Annotated in this window: 12 protein-coding genes and 3 tRNA genes; 6 read left to right on the forward strand and 9 right to left on the reverse strand. The window is 46.9% G+C overall.

Features of this window, described 5'->3' with window-relative positions; genetic code table 11:
• Nucleotides 1-76: 76 nt before the first annotated feature.
• The 6 genes from FT643_RS09780 (at nt 77) to FT643_RS09805 (ending at nt 9,530) form a co-directional block, all read left to right on the forward strand.
• Nucleotides 77-1,747 carry a LysM peptidoglycan-binding domain-containing protein gene (locus FT643_RS09780; RefSeq protein ID WP_156871221.1) on the forward strand — a complete coding sequence of 557 codons (1,671 nt, stop codon included), beginning with the start codon at nt 77-79 and terminating at the stop codon, nt 1,745-1,747.
• A 226-nt stretch (nt 1,748-1,973) separates the two neighbouring features.
• Nucleotides 1,974-3,860, forward strand: a complete 1,887-nt coding sequence (locus FT643_RS09785; RefSeq protein WP_198043457.1) for an extracellular solute-binding protein — start codon at nt 1,974-1,976, stop codon at nt 3,858-3,860.
• Nucleotides 3,861-3,922: 62 nt separating this feature from the next.
• Complete coding sequence (locus FT643_RS09790; RefSeq protein ID WP_156871223.1) at nt 3,923-5,797, forward strand: extracellular solute-binding protein; 1,875 nt, start codon at nt 3,923-3,925, stop codon at nt 5,795-5,797.
• A 10-nt stretch (nt 5,798-5,807) separates the two neighbouring features.
• Nucleotides 5,808-6,884, forward strand: coding sequence for a microcin C ABC transporter permease YejB (locus FT643_RS09795; RefSeq protein ID WP_156871224.1), 1,077 nt, complete (start codon nt 5,808-5,810; stop codon nt 6,882-6,884).
• A 4-nt stretch (nt 6,885-6,888) separates the two neighbouring features.
• Complete coding sequence (locus tag FT643_RS09800) at nt 6,889-7,917, forward strand: ABC transporter permease (protein ID WP_317621990.1); 1,029 nt, start codon at nt 6,889-6,891, stop codon at nt 7,915-7,917.
• Between the two features lie 14 nt (nt 7,918-7,931).
• Nucleotides 7,932-9,530 carry an ABC transporter ATP-binding protein gene (locus FT643_RS09805; protein ID WP_156871225.1) on the forward strand — a complete coding sequence of 533 codons (1,599 nt, stop codon included), beginning with the start codon at nt 7,932-7,934 and terminating at the stop codon, nt 9,528-9,530.
• A gap of 161 nt (nt 9,531-9,691) precedes the next feature.
• Here FT643_RS09805 and FT643_RS09810 read toward each other — a convergent pair whose 3' ends face one another.
• The 9 genes from FT643_RS09810 to FT643_RS09850 form a co-directional block, all read right to left on the reverse strand.
• Nucleotides 9,692-11,581 (reverse strand): SurA N-terminal domain-containing protein, encoded by a 1,890-nt coding sequence (locus FT643_RS09810; RefSeq protein ID WP_156871226.1) that lies wholly within the window; start codon nt 11,579-11,581, stop codon nt 9,692-9,694.
• Between the two features lie 143 nt (nt 11,582-11,724).
• Nucleotides 11,725-11,801 (reverse strand) — tRNA-Asp (locus FT643_RS09815).
• A 173-nt stretch (nt 11,802-11,974) separates the two neighbouring features.
• Nucleotides 11,975-12,250: an HU family DNA-binding protein gene (locus FT643_RS09820; RefSeq protein WP_317621991.1), complete on the reverse strand. Its 276-nt coding sequence runs from the start codon at nt 12,248-12,250 to the stop codon at nt 11,975-11,977.
• Between the two features lie 304 nt (nt 12,251-12,554).
• Nucleotides 12,555-14,978 (reverse strand): endopeptidase La, encoded by a 2,424-nt coding sequence (gene lon, locus FT643_RS09825; protein ID WP_156871227.1) that lies wholly within the window; start codon nt 14,976-14,978, stop codon nt 12,555-12,557.
• 180 nt (nt 14,979-15,158) lie between these two features.
• Entirely contained in the window at nt 15,159-16,460 is a 1,302-nt protein-coding gene (clpX, locus tag FT643_RS09830) for an ATP-dependent Clp protease ATP-binding subunit ClpX (RefSeq protein ID WP_156871228.1), read from the reverse strand.
• A 131-nt stretch (nt 16,461-16,591) separates the two neighbouring features.
• A complete protein-coding gene (gene clpP / locus FT643_RS09835) occupies nt 16,592-17,221 on the reverse strand; it encodes an ATP-dependent Clp endopeptidase proteolytic subunit ClpP (protein WP_156871229.1) in 630 nt (209 codons plus the stop codon).
• A 202-nt stretch (nt 17,222-17,423) separates the two neighbouring features.
• Nucleotides 17,424-18,737 carry a trigger factor gene (gene tig, locus FT643_RS09840; RefSeq protein WP_156871230.1) on the reverse strand — a complete coding sequence of 438 codons (1,314 nt, stop codon included), beginning with the start codon at nt 18,735-18,737 and terminating at the stop codon, nt 17,424-17,426.
• Between the two features lie 193 nt (nt 18,738-18,930).
• Nucleotides 18,931-19,006: transfer RNA gene (locus tag FT643_RS09845), tRNA-His, on the reverse strand.
• A 72-nt stretch (nt 19,007-19,078) separates the two neighbouring features.
• Nucleotides 19,079-19,155: transfer RNA gene (locus tag FT643_RS09850), tRNA-Arg, on the reverse strand.
• Between the last annotated feature and the right edge of the window lie 29 nt (nt 19,156-19,184).

Here is a 19,184-nt window from a genome sequence, read left to right on the forward strand (position 1 = left end):
TAAACAGGAACATCGGAGCTGTGGTCAGGAAACGATGTATTTCATAGTATTACAGCAGTAGGTAGGAACCGTAGTGTTGAGTTCTGTCATTAATCCCTGGACGTCGTGGTCTGCTTTGTCTTCATTATTATTTTGTCTACATATAGTGGGTTGCTCCACCGCATTGCAAAGTGATCAACAAGCCACGCAGTACACGCCTGAAAGCGAGCTTGTTATAGATCGCTCTACCCCGGATGGCGTAGAAGAATTCGACTATACCGGATATCTGGGCCCAGAATTCTCCATACCTTCTCCCCTTTCTGCATTGCCGCTGGGTTCGGACCAGGATCCGGCGCTGGAAGGCGTACCCTCAATCTGGAGCGTGTATCGCAAAAACACCATTTTGAATCTGCAGCAGGACAACCCAAGAATCAAAGTCCAGCGCGATTGGTATGCAAAAAACCAAAGTTATCTTGATCGTGTGACGGTACGGGCTGAGCCCTATCTCTATTACATTCTGGAGCAATCCATCAAACGCGGCATCCCCAGTGAACTTGCCCTGCTTCCCGTCGTTGAAAGTGCATTCGATCCATTTGCCTATTCACACGGACGTGCAGCCGGCATCTGGCAATTTATTCCCGGTACCGGGCGCGCTTACGGCTTACACCAAACCTGGTGGTACGAAGGCCGCCGTGACATTGTGGCTGCCACCGATGCTGCAATGAATTACCTGCAAGCACTGAACAAACAGTTTGATGGTGACTGGATGTTGGCTCTGGCGTCCTATAACTCCGGAGGCGGTACGGTGCGCAAAGCCATGCGAAAGAATAAAGCCCAGGGAAAACCGACTGACTTTTGGGCATTGGATCTGCCGAAAGAAACAAGAGAGTATGTGCCGAAGCTTATTGCAATCGCCCAGATCTTCAAATCGCCGAAGCGTTACGGCGTTACGTTAATTGATTACGCATATCAACCCTTCTTTGAAGAAGTTGATATCGGAGCGCAGCTGGACTTAGCGTTAGCCGCCAAAATGGCCGGCATCAGCATTGAAGAACTGTATCGCCTTAATCCAGGCTTTAACAAATGGGCAACGGACCCTGAAGGCCCCCACCATTTGCTGGTTCCAGTAGACAATGCACAACAGATGAGAGATGCATTAGTTAAACTGCCGCCGGAAAAACGGGTTGAATGGGATCGATACACTATCAAGCGTGGCGACTCCATCCTGTCCATTTCGAAAGCACACCATATTACCCCAGCTCTGCTGAAACAGATTAATCAACTCAGCTCGAATACGATCAGGGCCGGTAAAACACTGCTTATACCGCAATCCTCTCAGCCACTGACCAGCTATAGTCTTAGCCAGGACCAGCGCCTGAACGAGAAGCTCAATCGCACGATTTCCGGCAAGCGAAAACTAACTTACAGAGTGGGCAAAGGGGATAGTTTCTGGACCATATCACGACGCTATGGCGTCAATACCCAAAGCCTCGCGAAATGGAACGGCATGGCCCCCGGCGACACGCTGGTTGCGGGTCGCAAACTGGTTATCTGGCAGGAGACCAAGGTATCGGCGGACAAGATGAGCGAACAACGACAACGAAAAATACATTATCGTGCCCGCTCCGGGGATTCGTATGCCCGTATTGCGAACCGGTTCAATATATCGCTACGGGAGCTAAAACGCTGGAACCAGGTAGATTTCAAAAAATATCTCCAGCCCGGCGACATGTTGACACTGTATATTGACGTTGCTAACGCCCCCTGAGCGCCAGTGGCGCTCCTCAGGAAGCGCCACCAACCAAAGCCGGTGGTTCACTGCCAACCGCCTCCTACCGCCTTGAATTGACCTCTCGCCCTAGCCTCCCCAAACAGCGATCACCTGCCTGATCGGGATGTATTTGTTTTATTTGAAGTTATTCTGTGAACCAGTTATAAAGATTGTTACGCCGTCATGTCGGCACTATTCTTTGCACGTAATTTCAGTAGGTGTTATGACCCGAAACCCGCTCCATCACCACGTAAAGCCAATGCTGTCCATAATTGCTTGCAACCTGTTGAATGGACTCTCCATCGCTTTCATTCTGGTGTTCGGGTCCGGAGTCCACGCTGACGTACTTAAAGCCACTTCACTCAGTTTGTATGACGCCCCGAAATACAATCAAGGGTTTACCCATTTCGATTACGCGAATCCCCAGGCCCCCAAAGGAGGGCGCATTACCCTACCAGGGTTAGGCACGTTCGACACACTCAACCCCTACGTTCTAAAAGGCATCAGCGCTTCAGAATATACTGCCGTATATGGTATTACTGAAATGAATGAGCCGATTATGGCAGGTACAAACTATTATTTGGAATCGGGAGATGAAAGCCAGACTGCCTACTGCCTGATTTGCGAATGGCTTGAGTACCCGACCGATTATGCCTGGGTCATTTTTCAGCTGAATGCCGCAGCCCGATTTCATAACGGGGATCCGATAACGGCAAACGATGTGGCGGCCAGTTTTGAACTGGTAACCGGTAATCAGGCTCACCCCGCGCTTACCAATAACTTCTCATCGATCGAAAAAGTTGAGGTCTTGTCAGACCACCGCGTCAAAATCTTTTTTAAGGGGCCGCCGGAACGATCCAACCTGTTCAGAGCTGGCGAGATCCCGGTTATGTCCCATCAGCATTGGAAGAAACATCGCTTTGGTGAATCTTCAGGAACCCCGCAGCCGTTGAGTGGTCCCTATCGGGTAAAGGGTTTCGTTTTGGGGAATTATCTGGTGCTGGAACGCGTCGACGACTTTTGGTCTAAAGATAGCCCGGTCTACAAAGGTATGTTTAATTTCGACCAGGTAAGATATGAATTTTATCGTGACAGAACGGTGGCGTTTGAAGCCTTCAAGTCCGGAAGTCTGGATTTCTGGATTGAATATATTTCGAAAAACTGGGCAACAGGTTACGATTTCCCTGCTGTCAAGCAAGGCCGAGTAATCAAGCAGGCGCGTCCCCATAATATTCCTTCCAATACCCAGGCGTTCTTTTTAAACATGAGGCGGCCTGTTTTCCAGGATCTCAACGTACGCAAAGCTGTTTCACTGATGTTTGATTTTAACTGGATCAACCGGAATATATTTGCGAACGCCTATAAGCGCTCTCAATCCCATTTCCCCAATTCGGAAATGGGATCGCAGGGTAAACCCAGCGCTGACGAAGTCGCCTTACTGGAACCGTTCCGGGCACAGTTGCCACCTGAACTGTTTACCGAGGAGTTCCACTTTCAAAGCTACCAGAGCCCCAAGGAAGTACGCGTAGCCATGCGGGAAGCGATCAAGCTACTCAAAGCAGCTGGCTGGGAATATCACGACAAAAAACTGATCAACAGTAAAACACGCAAGCCCCTCGAATTTGAAATCATGATAGAAAACCGATCTTTCCAGCGGGTTTTGCTGCCATTAATAAAAAATTTGCAAAAAATTGGCATCACCGCGCGCACTCGAATAGTGGATTCGGCCCAGTATAAGGTGCGGTTGGACGATTACGACTACGATATGATTGTGTATGTGCTGCCCCAAACAGCGTCCCCCGGGTTTGAGCAGCAATTGTATTTCCACAGTGACCAGGTTGGCATCAGGGGTGCCAAGAATTTATCCGGCATAAGTGACCCGGCCGTAGATGCCATGATTGCCAGAATCAAATCGGCTACCAGCACCAAAGCATTAACCACTGCAGTAAGGGCACTGGATAGAATACTACTTTGGAATTACTACACTATCCCTCAGTACTATCTTGACTACCACCGAATCGCTTACAAAGACATTTTTGTCAAACCTGAACATCCCCCTTCCTTGAATCTGGGATTTCAAACCTGGTGGGTAAAAACAAAAGCACGTTAATAAATCATTGTTGTTTTATTTTAAATAAAGACTTAGATGACAAGAAAAAAGGAATGGCAAACATGAAACATTTTTTGATGCTCGGGTGCTCTATAATACTTGGGTTATGGAGCAGCACGTCGCTGGCTGAAACCAGGGTTATCAATAGCCACGGCATTGCCATGCACGGTGATATGAAATATGGCGAAGATTTCACCCACTTTGACTATGTCAACCCCGATGCACCTAAAGGAGGAACGGTAACCTTGGCCAGTCCCTCCACTTTCGATTCATTTAATCCAGACATTCCGAAGGGCGACAGCGCAGCTAATATAAACCTTATCTATGATACTTTGCTGGTTTCCTCAGCTGATGAACCGTTCACTGAATATGGGTTGATCGCTGAAAAGGTAGAATACCCTGAAGATCGTTCCTGGATAATTTTTCACATTAATCCCAAAGCTCGATTCCATGATGGCGAGCCGATCGAAGCCAGTGATGTGGTGTTTACATTCAATCAGCTGGTTGAAAACGGCAGGCCTTTTTATAAAGCTTATTACGCGGATATCGTGAATGTTGAAGCGCTGGACAAGCAGCGGGTAAAATTCACTGCTCGCGACAACAAAAACCGCGAGCTCCCGTTAATATTGGGCCAATTGAAAGTGTTGCCGGAGCACTACTGGAAAGACAAAGATTTTGCCAAATCATCACTGGATATTCCGTTAGGCAGCGGACCCTATAAAATAAAGTCGTTTGATTCAGGCAAGTCTGTCACATTTGAACGCGTTAAGGACTACTGGGCAAGAGATCTACCCGTTCATAAAGGAATGTACAACTATGATACCGTCCATGTCAGCTATTACCGCGACGATACCGTGATGATGGAAGCGTTCAAAGGTGGACGCTACGATTACCGTGAAGAAATTTCATCAAAACGCTGGGCTACAGAATATACCGGAAAAAAATACGATTCCGGCAAGATAATCAAAAAGGAAATCCCCCATTTGAATCCCACGGGCATGCAGTCCTTTGTGATGAATACCCGAAAAGATCTTTTTAAAGATGCAAGAGTACGCGAAGCGCTGGATTACGCGTTCGACTTTGAGTGGACTAACAAGCAGTTATTCTATGGCGCGTATACCCGCACGAACAGTTTCTTCTCCAATTCTGAGCTGGCTGCGACCGGACTACCCAATGAAGCTGAACTCGCTCTGCTTGAACCCTTTCGTGAAGACCTGCCGCAAGAAATATTCACTAAAGTCTACCGCTCACCGGAAACCGACGGCAGTGGCAACAATCGAAAAAACATCCGCAAAGCAATCAGCTTGTTAAAGAGCGCCGGTTGGACCTTTAAAGGCACTGAACTGGTGAACGGCGAAACCGGCAAACCCTTCAAATTCGAAATCCTGCTGTACAGTAAGGATTTTGAACGAATAGTCCTGCCCTATATTAAAAATCTGAAACGACTGGGCATTGAAGCCAGCGCCCGCATTGTCGATACCACAAATTACATACGCATCGTCAGAGAATTTGATTTTGATATGATTATCGGCGGCTTCGCTCAGTCTAACTCTCCGGGCAATGAACAAAGGGACTATTGGTTTTCTAAATTTGCAGACCACAAAGGCAGTCGGAACCTGATCGGCATCAGAGACCCGGTCATTGATCATCTGATTGACAAGATCATCAACGCCCAGACTCGTGAAGAACTGGTGGCAGCGTGCCGCGCAATGGACCGGGTACTGCTTTGGGGACATTATGTCATACCCCAGTGGCACATCGATAAACACCGGATTGCCTATTGGAACAAGTTTGAGCAGCCTAAGGAACCACCGCTCTACGGCGATGTTGGATTCTTCACCTGGTGGCTTAAATCCGGAGCCTCTGATGAAACTCATTCCGACGCTGCTGATACCGATCCGGCAACAGACAACAAGCCCAGCGACCCTAAAGAGTAACTACTAGTCTATGTTTGCTTATATCATCCGACGGCTGTTTCTGATCATTCCGACCTTATTCGGTATTCTGACTCTGAATTTCATTATCATTCAGGCAGCACCGGGTGGCCCGGTCGAACAAATGATTGCTCAAATAGAAGGCCTTGATGGTAGCGCGGCGTCCCGCATTGGCGGAGGTGCTCAGGCAGAGGTGCGCAGCAGCGGATCCAGTTACCGGGGCAGCCAGGGCCTGGATCCGGAACTTATTAAAAAAATTGAAAAGATGTACGGCTTTGATAAACCCGCCTGGGAACGCTTCGTCATAATGGTGAAAGACTACTTCAGCTTTAATTTCGGTAACAGTTTCTTTCGGGATAAGAGCGTTGTAGATCTGATTCTAGAAAAGCTTCCGGTTTCGGTGTCACTGGGCCTGTGGTCAACCATACTGGTGTATTTAATTTCTATCCCACTCGGTATACGCAAAGCGGTAAAACATGGCACACCTTTCGATATCTGGTCCAGCTCCATTGTTATTATTGGCAATGCTATCCCCTCCTTCCTATTTGCCATTTTTCTGATTATTGTTTTTGCCGGGGGCAGCAATCTCAACTGGTTCCCCCTGAGAGGACTTACTTCACCTAATTTTGACGATCTCACGCTGGGTCAGCAGATCCTCGATTATTTTTGGCACTTAACACTCCCGATTACGGCACTGGTAATCGGTGGGTTTGCAACGCTGACAATGCTGACCAAAAATTCGTTTCTCGATGAAATTGGAAAGCAGTATGTCGTGACAGCCCGAGCGAAAGGTCTCAAGGAAAACCAAGTGCTGTATGGTCACGTTTTTAGGAACGCAATGTTGATTATCATTGCCGGAATCCCCGCGGCTTTAGTTTCGATCTTTTTTACCGGGGCTTTTTTAATTGAAATCATATTTTCATTAGACGGGCTTGGGCTACTCGGGTTTGAATCGATCCTTTCCCGCGATTACCCTGTGATCTTCGGCACACTCTTCATATTCACTTTGATCTCCCTTTTAGTGAACTTAATCAGCGATGTGACCTACACGTTAGTCGATCCGCGCATAGATTTCGAGTCGAGGTCCTGACACAGTGCCCTTATTAAATTTGACACCGATCAACCAACGGCGATTTGAACGCTTCAAGGCCAACAAGCGTGGCTGGTATTCTCTATGGATATTCATGCTGTTGTTTATCCTCAGTTTGTTCGCCGAATTACTGGCAAACGACAACCCCTTGCTGATTAATTTTGACGGCGAATATTACTACCCTTTCATGAAAACCTACTCCGAACAGGAGTTCGGCGGGGAGCTACCCACAGAAGCGGATTACCGCGATGAATATGTGGTGGAACTGATTAACGACAACGGATGGATCCTCTACCCTCCCGTTAAATTCAGTTACGACACGATTAACTATGATCTCACCACACCGGCGCCATCAGCACCCGATTCAGTCAACTTGCTGGGCACCGACGATCAGGGACGGGACGTATTAGCGAGAGTAATTTACGGATTTCGCATATCCGTATTATTTGGTCTGGCGCTGACATTAATCAGCTCGGTAATCGGAATCTTTGTAGGGGCAATACAGGGATATTACGGGGGCAAACTCGATCTGTTCGGACAGCGATTTATCGAGATTTGGTCTTCTTTACCGATTCTATTTCTTCTAATCATTCTTTCCAGCATCATACGCCCGAATTTCTGGTGGTTGCTGGGTATTATGCTTTTGTTTAGCTGGATGTCATTGGTGCCGGTGATACGCGCTGAATTTCTTCGTGGCCGCAACCTGGAATACGTCAAAGCGGCGAAAGCATTAGGTTTAGGTGATCAGGGCATTATGTTTAAACACATTCTGCCGAACGCGATGGTGGCAACCATTACTTTCATGCCTTTCATACTAACCGGAGCCATTACCACGCTAACCGCACTGGATTTTCTGGGCTTCGGGTTGCCGCCTGGTTCCCCTTCCCTTGGCGAACTGGTATCACAAGGCAAATCGAATTTGCAGGCACCCTGGCTGGGTGCGTCTGCGTTTTTTATTTTGAGCATCATGCTTACCCTGTTGGTGTTCGTGGGTGAAGCGTTTCGCGATGCATACGACCCCAGAGCGCATTAACGTGAGGTTTCAGATTGACTAAAGAGACGGTTCTAACAATTGAAAACCTTTCTGTCTCGTTTAAACAGGGGGGCAAGGTCACCGATGCGGTGAACAATGTAAGCTTTTCACTGTTGAAGGGTGAGACATTCGCGTTGGTCGGAGAAAGCGGTTCAGGCAAATCCGTGACAGCACAAGCAATAATGAAGCTGTTACCCGGCTCCATTACGGAATACAAAGCCGGAAGCATCACATTCGAAGCGGAAGATTTACTGCAAAAAAGTGAAGCTCAAATGCGGAAAGTTCGGGGTGGACAGATCGGCATGGTGTTTCAGGAACCACTGACGGCGCTCAACCCTCTGCATACGATAAGAAAGCAAATTGGCGAAACACTGAAAATACACTGCGGTTTGAGTGGTATAAAAGCCAAAGAACGCATACTGGAATTACTCACGCTGGTCGGATTACCAAAACCGGAAACCAGGTTGAATGCCTACCCCCATGAATTGTCCGGTGGTCAACGGCAACGGGTTATGATTGCGATGGCGTTAGCCAATGAGCCTGAGATCCTGATTGCTGACGAACCAACTACCGCACTGGACGTCACCATTCAAAAGCAGGTACTCAACCTGCTGCAGGAGCTACAACAAAAGCTGGGTATGACTATATTATTGATCACCCACGACCTGGGCGTGGTACGTCACTATTGTGACCGCGTTGCTGTAATGTCAAAAGGTGTGTTAGTGGAAATAAATGAAACTAACGAACTATTTACCAATCCTCAACACCCATATACCAAAACCTTATTAGATGCAGAACCCGGCGGCGAACCGGTGCCAGTGTCAAGCCGCGCCGAATCCATTATGGAAGTTGATAAGTTACGAGTTTGGTTTCCCGTTAAAAAAGGCCTATTTAAGCGAACGGTAGACCATATCAAAGCCGTTGACGATGTTAGTTTCACTATAAAACGCGGCCACACACTGGGAATAGTTGGGGAAAGTGGCTCGGGGAAGACCACGCTGGTTCAGGCTTTGCTTAGGCTTATCGATAGTAACGGCAAAATCGAATTTAACGGCTTGAATATATCCAACATGTCCAGACAGCAGACCAGACCGCTGCGGAAACAAATGCAGATTGTATTCCAAGACCCCTTTAGCAGCTTATCACCCCGAATGAGTGTGGGTGAGATTATTGCTGAAGGACTGCAGATACATCATCTGGGGAATGCTAAACAGCAAGAAGAGAAGGTGATAAAAGCATTGCAGGAAGTAGGATTAGACCCTGAGTCACGGCACCGTTTCCCCCATGAGTTTTCCGGTGGGCAACGGCAACGTATAGCAATAGCAAGGGCTTTAATTCTGGAACCGGAGTTAATCGTGCTGGATGAACCGACATCGGCACTGGACCGAAGCATTCAGTCTCAACTACTGGATTTGCTAAAAGATCTACAATCCGTACACGGCTTCTCCTATCTTTTTATCAGTCATGATTTGAAAGTAATAAAAACCATTGCTCACGAGGTCATGGTTCTGAAAGACGGGAAGCCTCTGGAATTCGGTACCGTGGATCAGATTTTCCAACACTCGGAGCATGAGTACACACGAGAACTTATAAGCTCGGCCTTCAGTATCTGAGATGACGGTCAACCTGTTTCAATCGAATTCAATCGAAACGATCCCGCACGACTGAATCGCGACGAAATACAGTAAACTTCGAGGTTAAAACGCAACCGGGGCTGTATCAAATAGACGCAGCCCCGGCGGTAAGTGCATAAATCGATTTTCTTAACCAACGTCTATCGAATTTCGATTTTAGCCTTCTCTCTTAAGGACGCGATATAGTTTGCGAAGTCCGAGTTACCGAAACGCTGCGAGGCAGATGCCTTAGCCTGTGCTAATTGCTCTCCTTCCAAATCGAACTCACCATCAACCACTCGGGAAAGGATGATAATTTCCTGGTCGCCATTCGGTTGGCCAAAATGCTTTATACTCTGACCGCCTGTCGCTGGAACCGGCATCTCAAACGCGGCCGAGACAACCGTTTGAGGTAAATCACTGCCCTGCCTTGATACACCTTCGCCCTGTTTCCACTCCAGTCCGAATTCCTCCGCAATTGTATCGCGACTTGCACCATCCTTTAACTTGGCAATAACTGCCTCTGCTTTTGACTTGGCTTGTTCACGAGACTTTTCCAGCACCAGCACACTGCGTATTTGTGACTCAACTTCCTTGAACTCCTGATCCCGCGCCTGCTCGTGCTGGGCCAGCCGAATCACAACAACTTTGCCATTGGATAGCTCTATAATTTCGCTATTCTGACCGTCATTCAAAACAATATCCGAAAACGCTGCATCAATTACCGCCCTGTCAGCTGCAACCCCTTTCCCTCCCTGGCGAGTAAAAAAATCACTCGTTTGTATCGGCTTCTTATAATCATCTGAAATCAACTGTAAATCACCGGATTCGAATGCTAAACGGTTGATATCATCAATGGCCTCTTCCAGTTTTTCCTGGGCCATGTCGGATTTGATTTCTTTAACCAGTTCTTGACGCTTATCTTCAAGAGAAACGATTTCTGGCTGTTCGATACCTGTGAGTTTTATTATGTGATAACCAAACTCTGATTTTACAATATCCGATACGTCGCCCTTTTCATCAAGCGCGAAAAGGGCATTTTCGAAGTCTTCATCAAATACGCCTTTGCCGTTGTAATCCAAATCACCACCATCGCTTGTAGTGGCAATATCGTCGGAGTATTCGCTTACTACTTTCTCGAAAGATTGGCCTTCGACCAGTTTGGCCTGGGCCTCTTTAATGCGCTTCATCGCTTCGCTGTCCGAGCGGTCGTCATTTATTTCAACCAGAATGTGGGAAGCTCGGCGGCGTTCCTGCTGCTTTAGCTTGTTTTCGTAATCGTGGTAGGCCGCCGTGATCTCTTCTTCTGGCACCGTTACCGATTTTTCAAAGTCATCTTTACCCAATTGGATATATTGAATTTTGACTTTTTCCTGCGTGCGGAACTGAGATTTATTCTGCTCAAAGTAAGCTTGCAGTTCATCTTCCGTAAGCTCGACCTTCTCTTTCAACGCCTCCGCCGATTGAATGGCATAACTAAAATCACGTTTTTGATTATTCAGCTTAACCGCATAATTGAGTTCTGACGGAGTTATAAATGCAGTTGCACCGACTCCATTCTGGAGCTGCTCAAAAACCATACTTTCCTGAATGGTTTCAAACAAACGAGCCTTGGTAAAGTTTGCCTGCACCAGCAGTGACTCAAGCCGGTCATTCGAGAAATTTCCACTTTCATCCTGAAATTGGGGCATTGAGCGCACATAAGATTTCACGCGGTCGGCTGAAACAGCCAGGCCCTCTTCCTCAACCGCCTGTTTAATCAGTTCTCGCTGAATCAGTGATTCAACCACCCGCGGCTTGAGTAATTCGTCCGTTAAAAACGAATCGTCTATATTCCCACCCATTTGCTGTTTAAGGTTCTCGCGCTGGTTTTCGATCGCACGATTCACTTCCAGTGTCGAAATTTCAGCGTCATTGACCTTAATTGCCACATCGGCACTACCACCTGAGTTGAACAGGCCTTCAATACCGAAGAATGCGAACGGCAAGATGAAAATTACCAACAAAACCTTGCCTAACCATCCTTTTAGCAAGTTTCGAAATTGTTGCATGATCTTATTGCTCCGAGTACGGCTCCCACCGTGAGGGGGTTAACCTATCTTCCTAAAATGAAAAAAGAGAAGCGTATCATAGATGCGCTTCTCTTTTTACGTATTCTCAGACTGTCGATGCGGAAATGTTAACGAACTCTAGTTGGCGGAGCGGACGGGACTCGAACCCGCGACCCCCGGCGTGACAGGCCGGTATTCTAACCAACTGAACTACCGCTCCAATGAAGCGAACAATATGCTCACTGTCTTAACTAAAGTTAAACTGCAAAAACAACTAAATGAAATAGAGCATAAAATGTTCAGATAATGGGATACTGATCATCGTACGGAAGTGTCACTCAATTGTTGTTATTATTTCTCGCTCAAACTGAAAACGATACAGCTCGGTCAGTATTAACCGTTTACCGCATCTTTAAGCGCTTTACCTGGTTTAAATGTCGGGATCTTAGCAGCTGGAATTTCGATCGGTTGTCCGGTTTGTGGATTGCGTCCGTTTCTAGCTGCGCGATCTTTGACTGCGAATGTTCCAAAGCCGACCAAAACAACTTGGTCTTCTTTCTGCAAAGCGCCGGTGACGGTTTCGATCACGGCATCAAGTGCTCGACCAGCCTGCGCTTTGGGAATGTCTGCGGAGGCAGCAATAGCATCTATCAATTCGGATTTGTTCACAAGACTCCCCTTATAAAAGATATCTGTCTGCGGATTTGACCTAGAACTCTAGGTTTGATTTGAGTGAAAATTTCGGCCTTAGGGCCGCTAAAAGCCCCGTCCCTTGCGGCGGAGCAACTTTATACCAACTGCAAAAAAGACCTGTCAAGCACAGCGCACGCGCTGCATGTAATTAAATTTTTTCAAGTGCTATTTGAAACATTCTTATTTTAAATTACTTGCTAATTGAACTCAGCTCATAACCTTTTTGCCAAGAAAATGCGCTACACGCACCAAGTTAGCTCGTGCAGTGTAGCGCATTTTTTTAATGTGTACTCAACCGTTCGCCATCTTCATCATCGATTTCGTCACGTTTCGCAATTTCGACTTCTGCACTATCAGGGATGGGTTCAGGCATGCTTACCAATGCCAACTCGAGCACTTCGTCAATCCATTTAACACAGTGGATATCCAGATCTTCTTTGATGTTATCAGGAATCTCTTTTAGGTCTCGTTCATTTTCCTTCGGGATAATGATTGTGGTTATACCGCCGCGATGAGCAGCCAGTAATTTTTCTTTCAGGCCACCGATCGGCAAAACCTGCCCGCGAAGTGTAATTTCACCGGTCATTGCGACGTCGGCGCGCACCGGAATGTTCGTGAGCACAGAAACGAGTGCCGTGCACATGCCGATCCCGGCACTGGGACCATCTTTCGGCGTGGCCCCTTCCGGAACATGTATGTGGATATCATTTTTCTCATGAAACTCAGGAGAGATTCCAAGCACGCTGGAGCGACTTCTGACGACAGTCAGGGCAGCCTGTATGGATTCCTGCATAACGTCGCCCAGAGAGCCTGTACGGATCTGTCGACCTTTACCTGGGACCGATGCCGCTTCAATCGTGAGTAGCTCACCGCCAACAGAAGTCCAAGCCAATCCCGTTACCTGTCCTATCCGGTCTTCCTCTTCTTTCTTACCAAAGTTATATTTGCGTACTCCACTATAATGCTCAAGGGATTCTTCGGTGATCGTGACCGGCTCCAGGGTCTCTGCCAATACGTTTTCTTTGACATGCTTACGGCAAACCTTGGCGATCTCCCGCTCTAATCCTCGCACCCCTGACTCGCGAGTGTAATAACGAATGAGACCTCGAATAGCATCGTCATCCATGCTCATTTCGTCGTCTTTCAGGCCGTTCATTTTTCGCTGTTTCGGAACTAGATATTGCTTGGCGATATTCAGCTTTTCATCTTCGGTATAACCGGGTAACCGTATTACTTCCATCCGGTCCAAAAGCGGTGCCGGAATATTCATGGAGTTCGAAGTACAAATAAATAAAACATCGGAAAGATCGTAATCCACTTCCAGGTAGTGGTCGTTAAAAGTGTTGTTTTGCTCCGGATCTAGCACTTCCAGTAATGCAGAAGAAGGATCGCCCCGCATGTCCACACCCATTTTGTCTATTTCGTCCAACAAAAAGAGCGGATTTTTAACGCCGACTTTGGAAATTTTCTGTACCAGCTTGCCGGGCATGGAACCAATATAAGTGCGTCGATGCCCTCGGATTTCAGCTTCATCGCGCACACCGCCTAATGCCATTCGCACGAATTTTCGATTGGTCGCTTTCGCAATAGATTGACCCAGAGACGTTTTACCCACGCCAGGTGGCCCGACTAAACACAGCACGGGCCCTCTGATTTTATTGACCCTGGCCTGAACGGCTAGATACTCGAGAATGCGTTCCTTAACCTCATCAAGCCCGTAGTGGTCTTCGTCCAGGATTTCTTTTGCTTTTTTAAGATCATGCCTGACTTTACTTTTCTTGCGCCAGGGCAAATTAACCATCCAATCCAGATAAGACCGCACCACAGTCGCTTCAGCCGACATGGGAGACATCATTTTCAGCTTATTGAGTTCAGCCTTGGCCTTATCTTTTGCTTCTTTAGTCATTCCGGAAGATTCGATGCGCTTCTCAAACTCTTCCAGTTCGTTACCTGTTTCCTCCAGGTCACCAAGCTCTTTCTGAATAGCCTTCATCTGCTCATTCAGATAATACTCGCGTTGGCTTTTTTCCATTTGTTTTTTGACACGACCCCGGATGCGTTTTTCGACCTGTAACAGATCGATCTCACCTTCCATCAATGCCATCAAATGGTCGATTCGTTCTCGTAAATCGAAAATTTCCAGAATGCGCTGTTTATCCTGAATTTTCAGCGCCAAGTGGGCAGCTATAGTATCAGACAGCCTGGCCGGATCATCGATGCTACTGACTGAGGTCAGAATCTCCGTTGCGACCTTCTTACTTAGCTTTACGTATTGTTCGAATTGCGATAACAGGGAACGCACCAGGACTTCTGCTTCCCGATCGTCGACATTTGAAATGGGGGTGTCGCGAATTTGAGCGGAGAGAAAACCATCGTTCAACGTGACTGATTTAGTGAACGTCCTGTTGGCGCCCTCCACCAACACCTTAACGGTGCCATCAGGGAGCTTCAATAATTGCAAAATGGTCGCTACGGTCCCCACCTGGTAAAGATCACCCGGTGCCGGATCATCATCCGACGCATTGACCTGAGCAACAAGGACAATTTGCTTGTCGGTTTCCATGGCTTCTTCAAGCGCTTTAATCGATTTTTCACGCCCCACGAACAGTGGGATAACCATATGGGGATACACCACCACGTCGCGCAATGCGAGTAACGGATAGTATTTGTTGCTAATGGAGTTATTGTCTTCCGGTTCCTGCATATGCGAATACCTGGATCAAATTGCCCGGCTGGATTATCCAACACAACGGCATGAATGAAAGTCTCAGCTTAGGTACATGAGGCCAAGAATGAGGAATTCAACTGGCTTTGTGACACTTACGCGACTACAGGGATTAAAAAAGGGCCGAAACTGGCCCCTTTCTATGTCGCTTTTAACTGCTTAGTCGTCCGGAACAGCTTTTGCCTGTTCATTATTCTCGTAAATCATCAGGGGTTCGGATTCCCCTTTGATTACTGCTCCGTCAATAACCACTTTTACCAGGTTGTCCAATGACGGGACATCGTACATGGTGTCAAGCAACACGGATTCGAGAATGGAGCGCAAACCACGAGCACCTGTTTTCCGTTCCATGGCTTTTTTCGCCACGGAAATCAAAGCATCTTCGCGGAAATCCAAATCAACCCCATCCAATTCGAACAACTTGCTGTATTGTTTGGTAAGAGAGTTCTTTGGCTCTGTCAGAATCTGCATTAACGCTTCTTCGTCTAATTCTTCCAGCGTTGCAAGTACCGGTAAGCGGCCAACAAATTCTGGAATCAAGCCATAACGAACCAGGTCCTCGGGCTCAACATCTTTCAGGGTTTCGCCGACGTTGCGAGTATCGTCTTTGCTCTTGACCGTAGCAGAAAAACCAATTCCGCTTTTCTCTGATCGATCACTAATGACTTTATCCAATCCAGCGAATGCACCACCACAAATAAACAGGATATTAGAGGTGTCTACCTGTAAAAATTCTTGTTGGGGGTGTTTACGACCGCCCTGTGGAGGTACGGAAGCGACAGTGCCTTCAATTAACTTCAATAAGGCTTGCTGTACACCTTCACCCGACACGTCGCGCGTGATTGACGGGTTGTCTGATTTACGGGAAATTTTATCAATTTCGTCTATGTAGACAATTCCCATCTGGGCCTTTTCTACATCGTAATCACACTTCTGCAATAGCTTCTGGATAATGTTCTCTACATCTTCACCTACGTACCCGGCTTCCGTGAGCGTGGTCGCATCGGCAATAGTGAAAGGAACATTCAGCAAACGGGCCAGAGTTTCGGCCAGTAACGTTTTACCACTGCCTGTCGGTCCAATTAACAGTATGTTGCTTTTTCCCAATTCAACTTCGGCATTATTTCCTTTCGCTGATTTGGCAGAACCCGACCGCAAGCGCTTGTAGTGATTGTACACGGCAACGGACAAAACTTTCTTTGCCCGGTTCTGACCGATAACATAATCGTCGAGAATATGTTTAATTTCGGTGGGTGTAGGTAATTTGTCGCTGGCGCTATCGTTGTTTTCTTCCTGCACTTCTTCCCGAATAATATCATTGCACAGGTCTACGCACTCGTCGCAGATAAAAACAGATGGGCCGGCGATCAGTTTGCGCACTTCATGCTGGCTTTTGCCGCAAAATGAGCAATACAACAGCTTCCCGCCATCATCACCCTTTCCGTCTCGTTCGTCAGTCATTTATATACCTCATCTGACCCGCATCTTCTTCTAAATGAAAGATGCAGTGAAAACCCCATTTTTGCAAGTCTGAGATTCTCACTTATCTTAGAATGATTTTAATATATCACCATAAGTGATTGTAAATAAAGCTATCGTTGTTCCAAAATCTGATCTACCAGACCATATTCTTTTGCATCATAAGCACTCATGAAATTATCACGATCGGTATCCTGCTCTATTTTTTCCAAAGGCTGACCGGTATGACTCGCCATAATTTCGTTTAGACGCTTTTTCATGGAAATAATTTCACGGGCGTGAATTTCGATATCCGACGCTTGACCCTGAAAGCCACCCAGGGGTTGATGAATCATCACTCGAGAGTTAGGGAGACAATAGCGCTTGCCGGTTGCACCGGCGGTCAAAAGCAGTGATCCCATCGAGCAAGCCTGACCAATACACATGGTGGATACATCCGGCTTGATAAACTGCATGGTATCGTAAATTGCCATGCCGGCCGTCACAGAACCACCAGGAGAGTTGATATAAAAATGGATATCTTTATCGGGATTCTCTGATTCCAAAAACAGTAATTGGGCTACAAGTAAATTCGCCATATGGTCTTCAACCTGGCCAACCATGAAGATGACGCGCTCTTTCAATAAGCGTGAGTAGATATCAAAAGACCGCTCGCCCCTGGCAGTCTGTTCGATGACCATCGGAACCAAACCGGAATTCAGAATGGGGTTGCGCTCTGCAAGCTCGTCGAAACGGTGAGACATGATGTTATCCTTAAATAGGTAAAATACTTGACAGCCGTATTGTTTCACTTTATTTCAATATTGAAAAGTGAGGCCTTTAGTAAAGGTTTTCAATGCTTTGGCGTAATTTTTTCTTAACTATAGCGCCAAATATCATAGGATCACACGAAATAAGCAAAAAAAAACGCGACTCTAGGTCGCGTTTTTTATTTTTGATCGATTTTTACTCTTGTTCTTGGTTAGGCTGCTTAACCGCTTCTTCGTAACTCATTTCAACATCTGTTACCGTCGCGTGCTCAAGAATCGAATCAACCACTTGGTCTTCCAAAACCATGGCTTCGATCTGTTGGAGCATTTGCTGATTCTCATAGTAGTAATTCACGACTTCTTCCGGGTTTTCGTAAGGCTGAGCCATTTCCTCGATAGTGCTTCTTACCCGGTTAGCATCTGCCTTAATTTCGTTCTGCTTGATCAATTCGCCCAGAACCAAAGCCAATTTAACTGCACGATTAGCTTGTGCCTCAAAAAGCTCAGCAGGTAACGTATTAAAATCAAAATTGTTTCCGCCGCCAAACTGCTGAACCATTTGCCTGCGCTGACGATCAATTTCCTGATCAATCAGTGATTTTGGAGCGTCTACTTCGTTGTTTTCCAGTACGCCATCCATCACTTCTTTCTTAACGCGGGTTTTTACCGCATTTTTTAACTCTCGCTCCATGTTTTCACGGATCTCAACGCGAAATTCTTCGAGGGTAGCGTCTTTCTGAGTAAAGTTTTTGATGAACTCTTCATTTACGTCAGGCAATGCCTTGGATTGAACGGAGTTCACTTTGATAACAAACTGAACTGCTTGGCCTTGCAGGTCTTCGGCTTGGTAATCTTCGGGGAACGTGACATCGATCGTCTTTTCTTCCCCTTTACTCATGCCAATGATGCCTTCTTCAAAGCCGGGAATCATCGCGCCGGAGCCTAAAACCAGATCGTGATTTTCTGCGGTGCCGCCCTGAAAAGCTTCTCCATCTTTAGTCCCAGCGAAATTAATATTGACACGGTCATCCTTTTCACAGGCCCGCTCAACGTCAGAATACTCCGCTCTTTGCTCGCGTAACCGCTCGATCATGGTGTCAATATCGGCGTCATTGATTTCCGCCACAGGTCGTTCTACGGAAATTTTATCCAGCCCTTGCACCTGAATTTCTGGATACACTTCAAATGTAGCCACAAATTCAAAGTCTTCACCGGGTTGATCTTTCGTGCGTTCGATCTGAGGATAACCTGCAGGATTCAGTGATTCCTTGGTTACAGCATCATAAAATGAGTTACTTACCAACTCACCCAGTACTTCTTCCCGAACCGACTTTCCAAATCGACGACGGATTTCACGCATGGGCACCTTGCCCTGACGAAATCCATCGATGCGAACAGTCCGCGCCGCATCCTGGAGTTTTTTATTTACAGCTGAATCAATAGTATCGGCAGGTAAGCCGACGGTTACACGACGCTCTAATCCAGAGGTAGTTTCCACAGAAACTTGCATATTAACCTCACCATTCGGTTATTTATTCTTTAAAAAACGTGGTGGCCTCAAAGCAGAAACCGGCAATATCCAGGGGACATTACCGGTCTCGAATTCAACAGCGACACCGTCGCACGCTTTCCAGCTTATATTCCCTACTTTTGTCCATTGTGGGTTCGCTTTCTGTGCGACGCTCCGCAATGATTGCAGAAAATGGGGTGGACGATGGGGCTTGAACCCACGACCACCGGAATCACAATCCGGGGCTCTACCAACTGAGCTACGCCCACCATTTAACTTTTTTGGACAATTACTTAGCGTTACTTAAACAATTTTATAAATCATCGAACAATTGGAGTGGCTGGCGCGCCCGGCAGGACTCGAACCTGCAACCCCCGGCTTAGAAGGCCGGTGCTCTATCCGGTTGAGCTACGGGCGCTGTACTCGAGTTAGCTGCTAATCAATTGT

This window comes from Ketobacter sp. MCCC 1A13808 (genome assembly GCF_009746715.1).
GTDB lineage: Bacteria > Pseudomonadota > Gammaproteobacteria > Pseudomonadales > Ketobacteraceae > Ketobacter.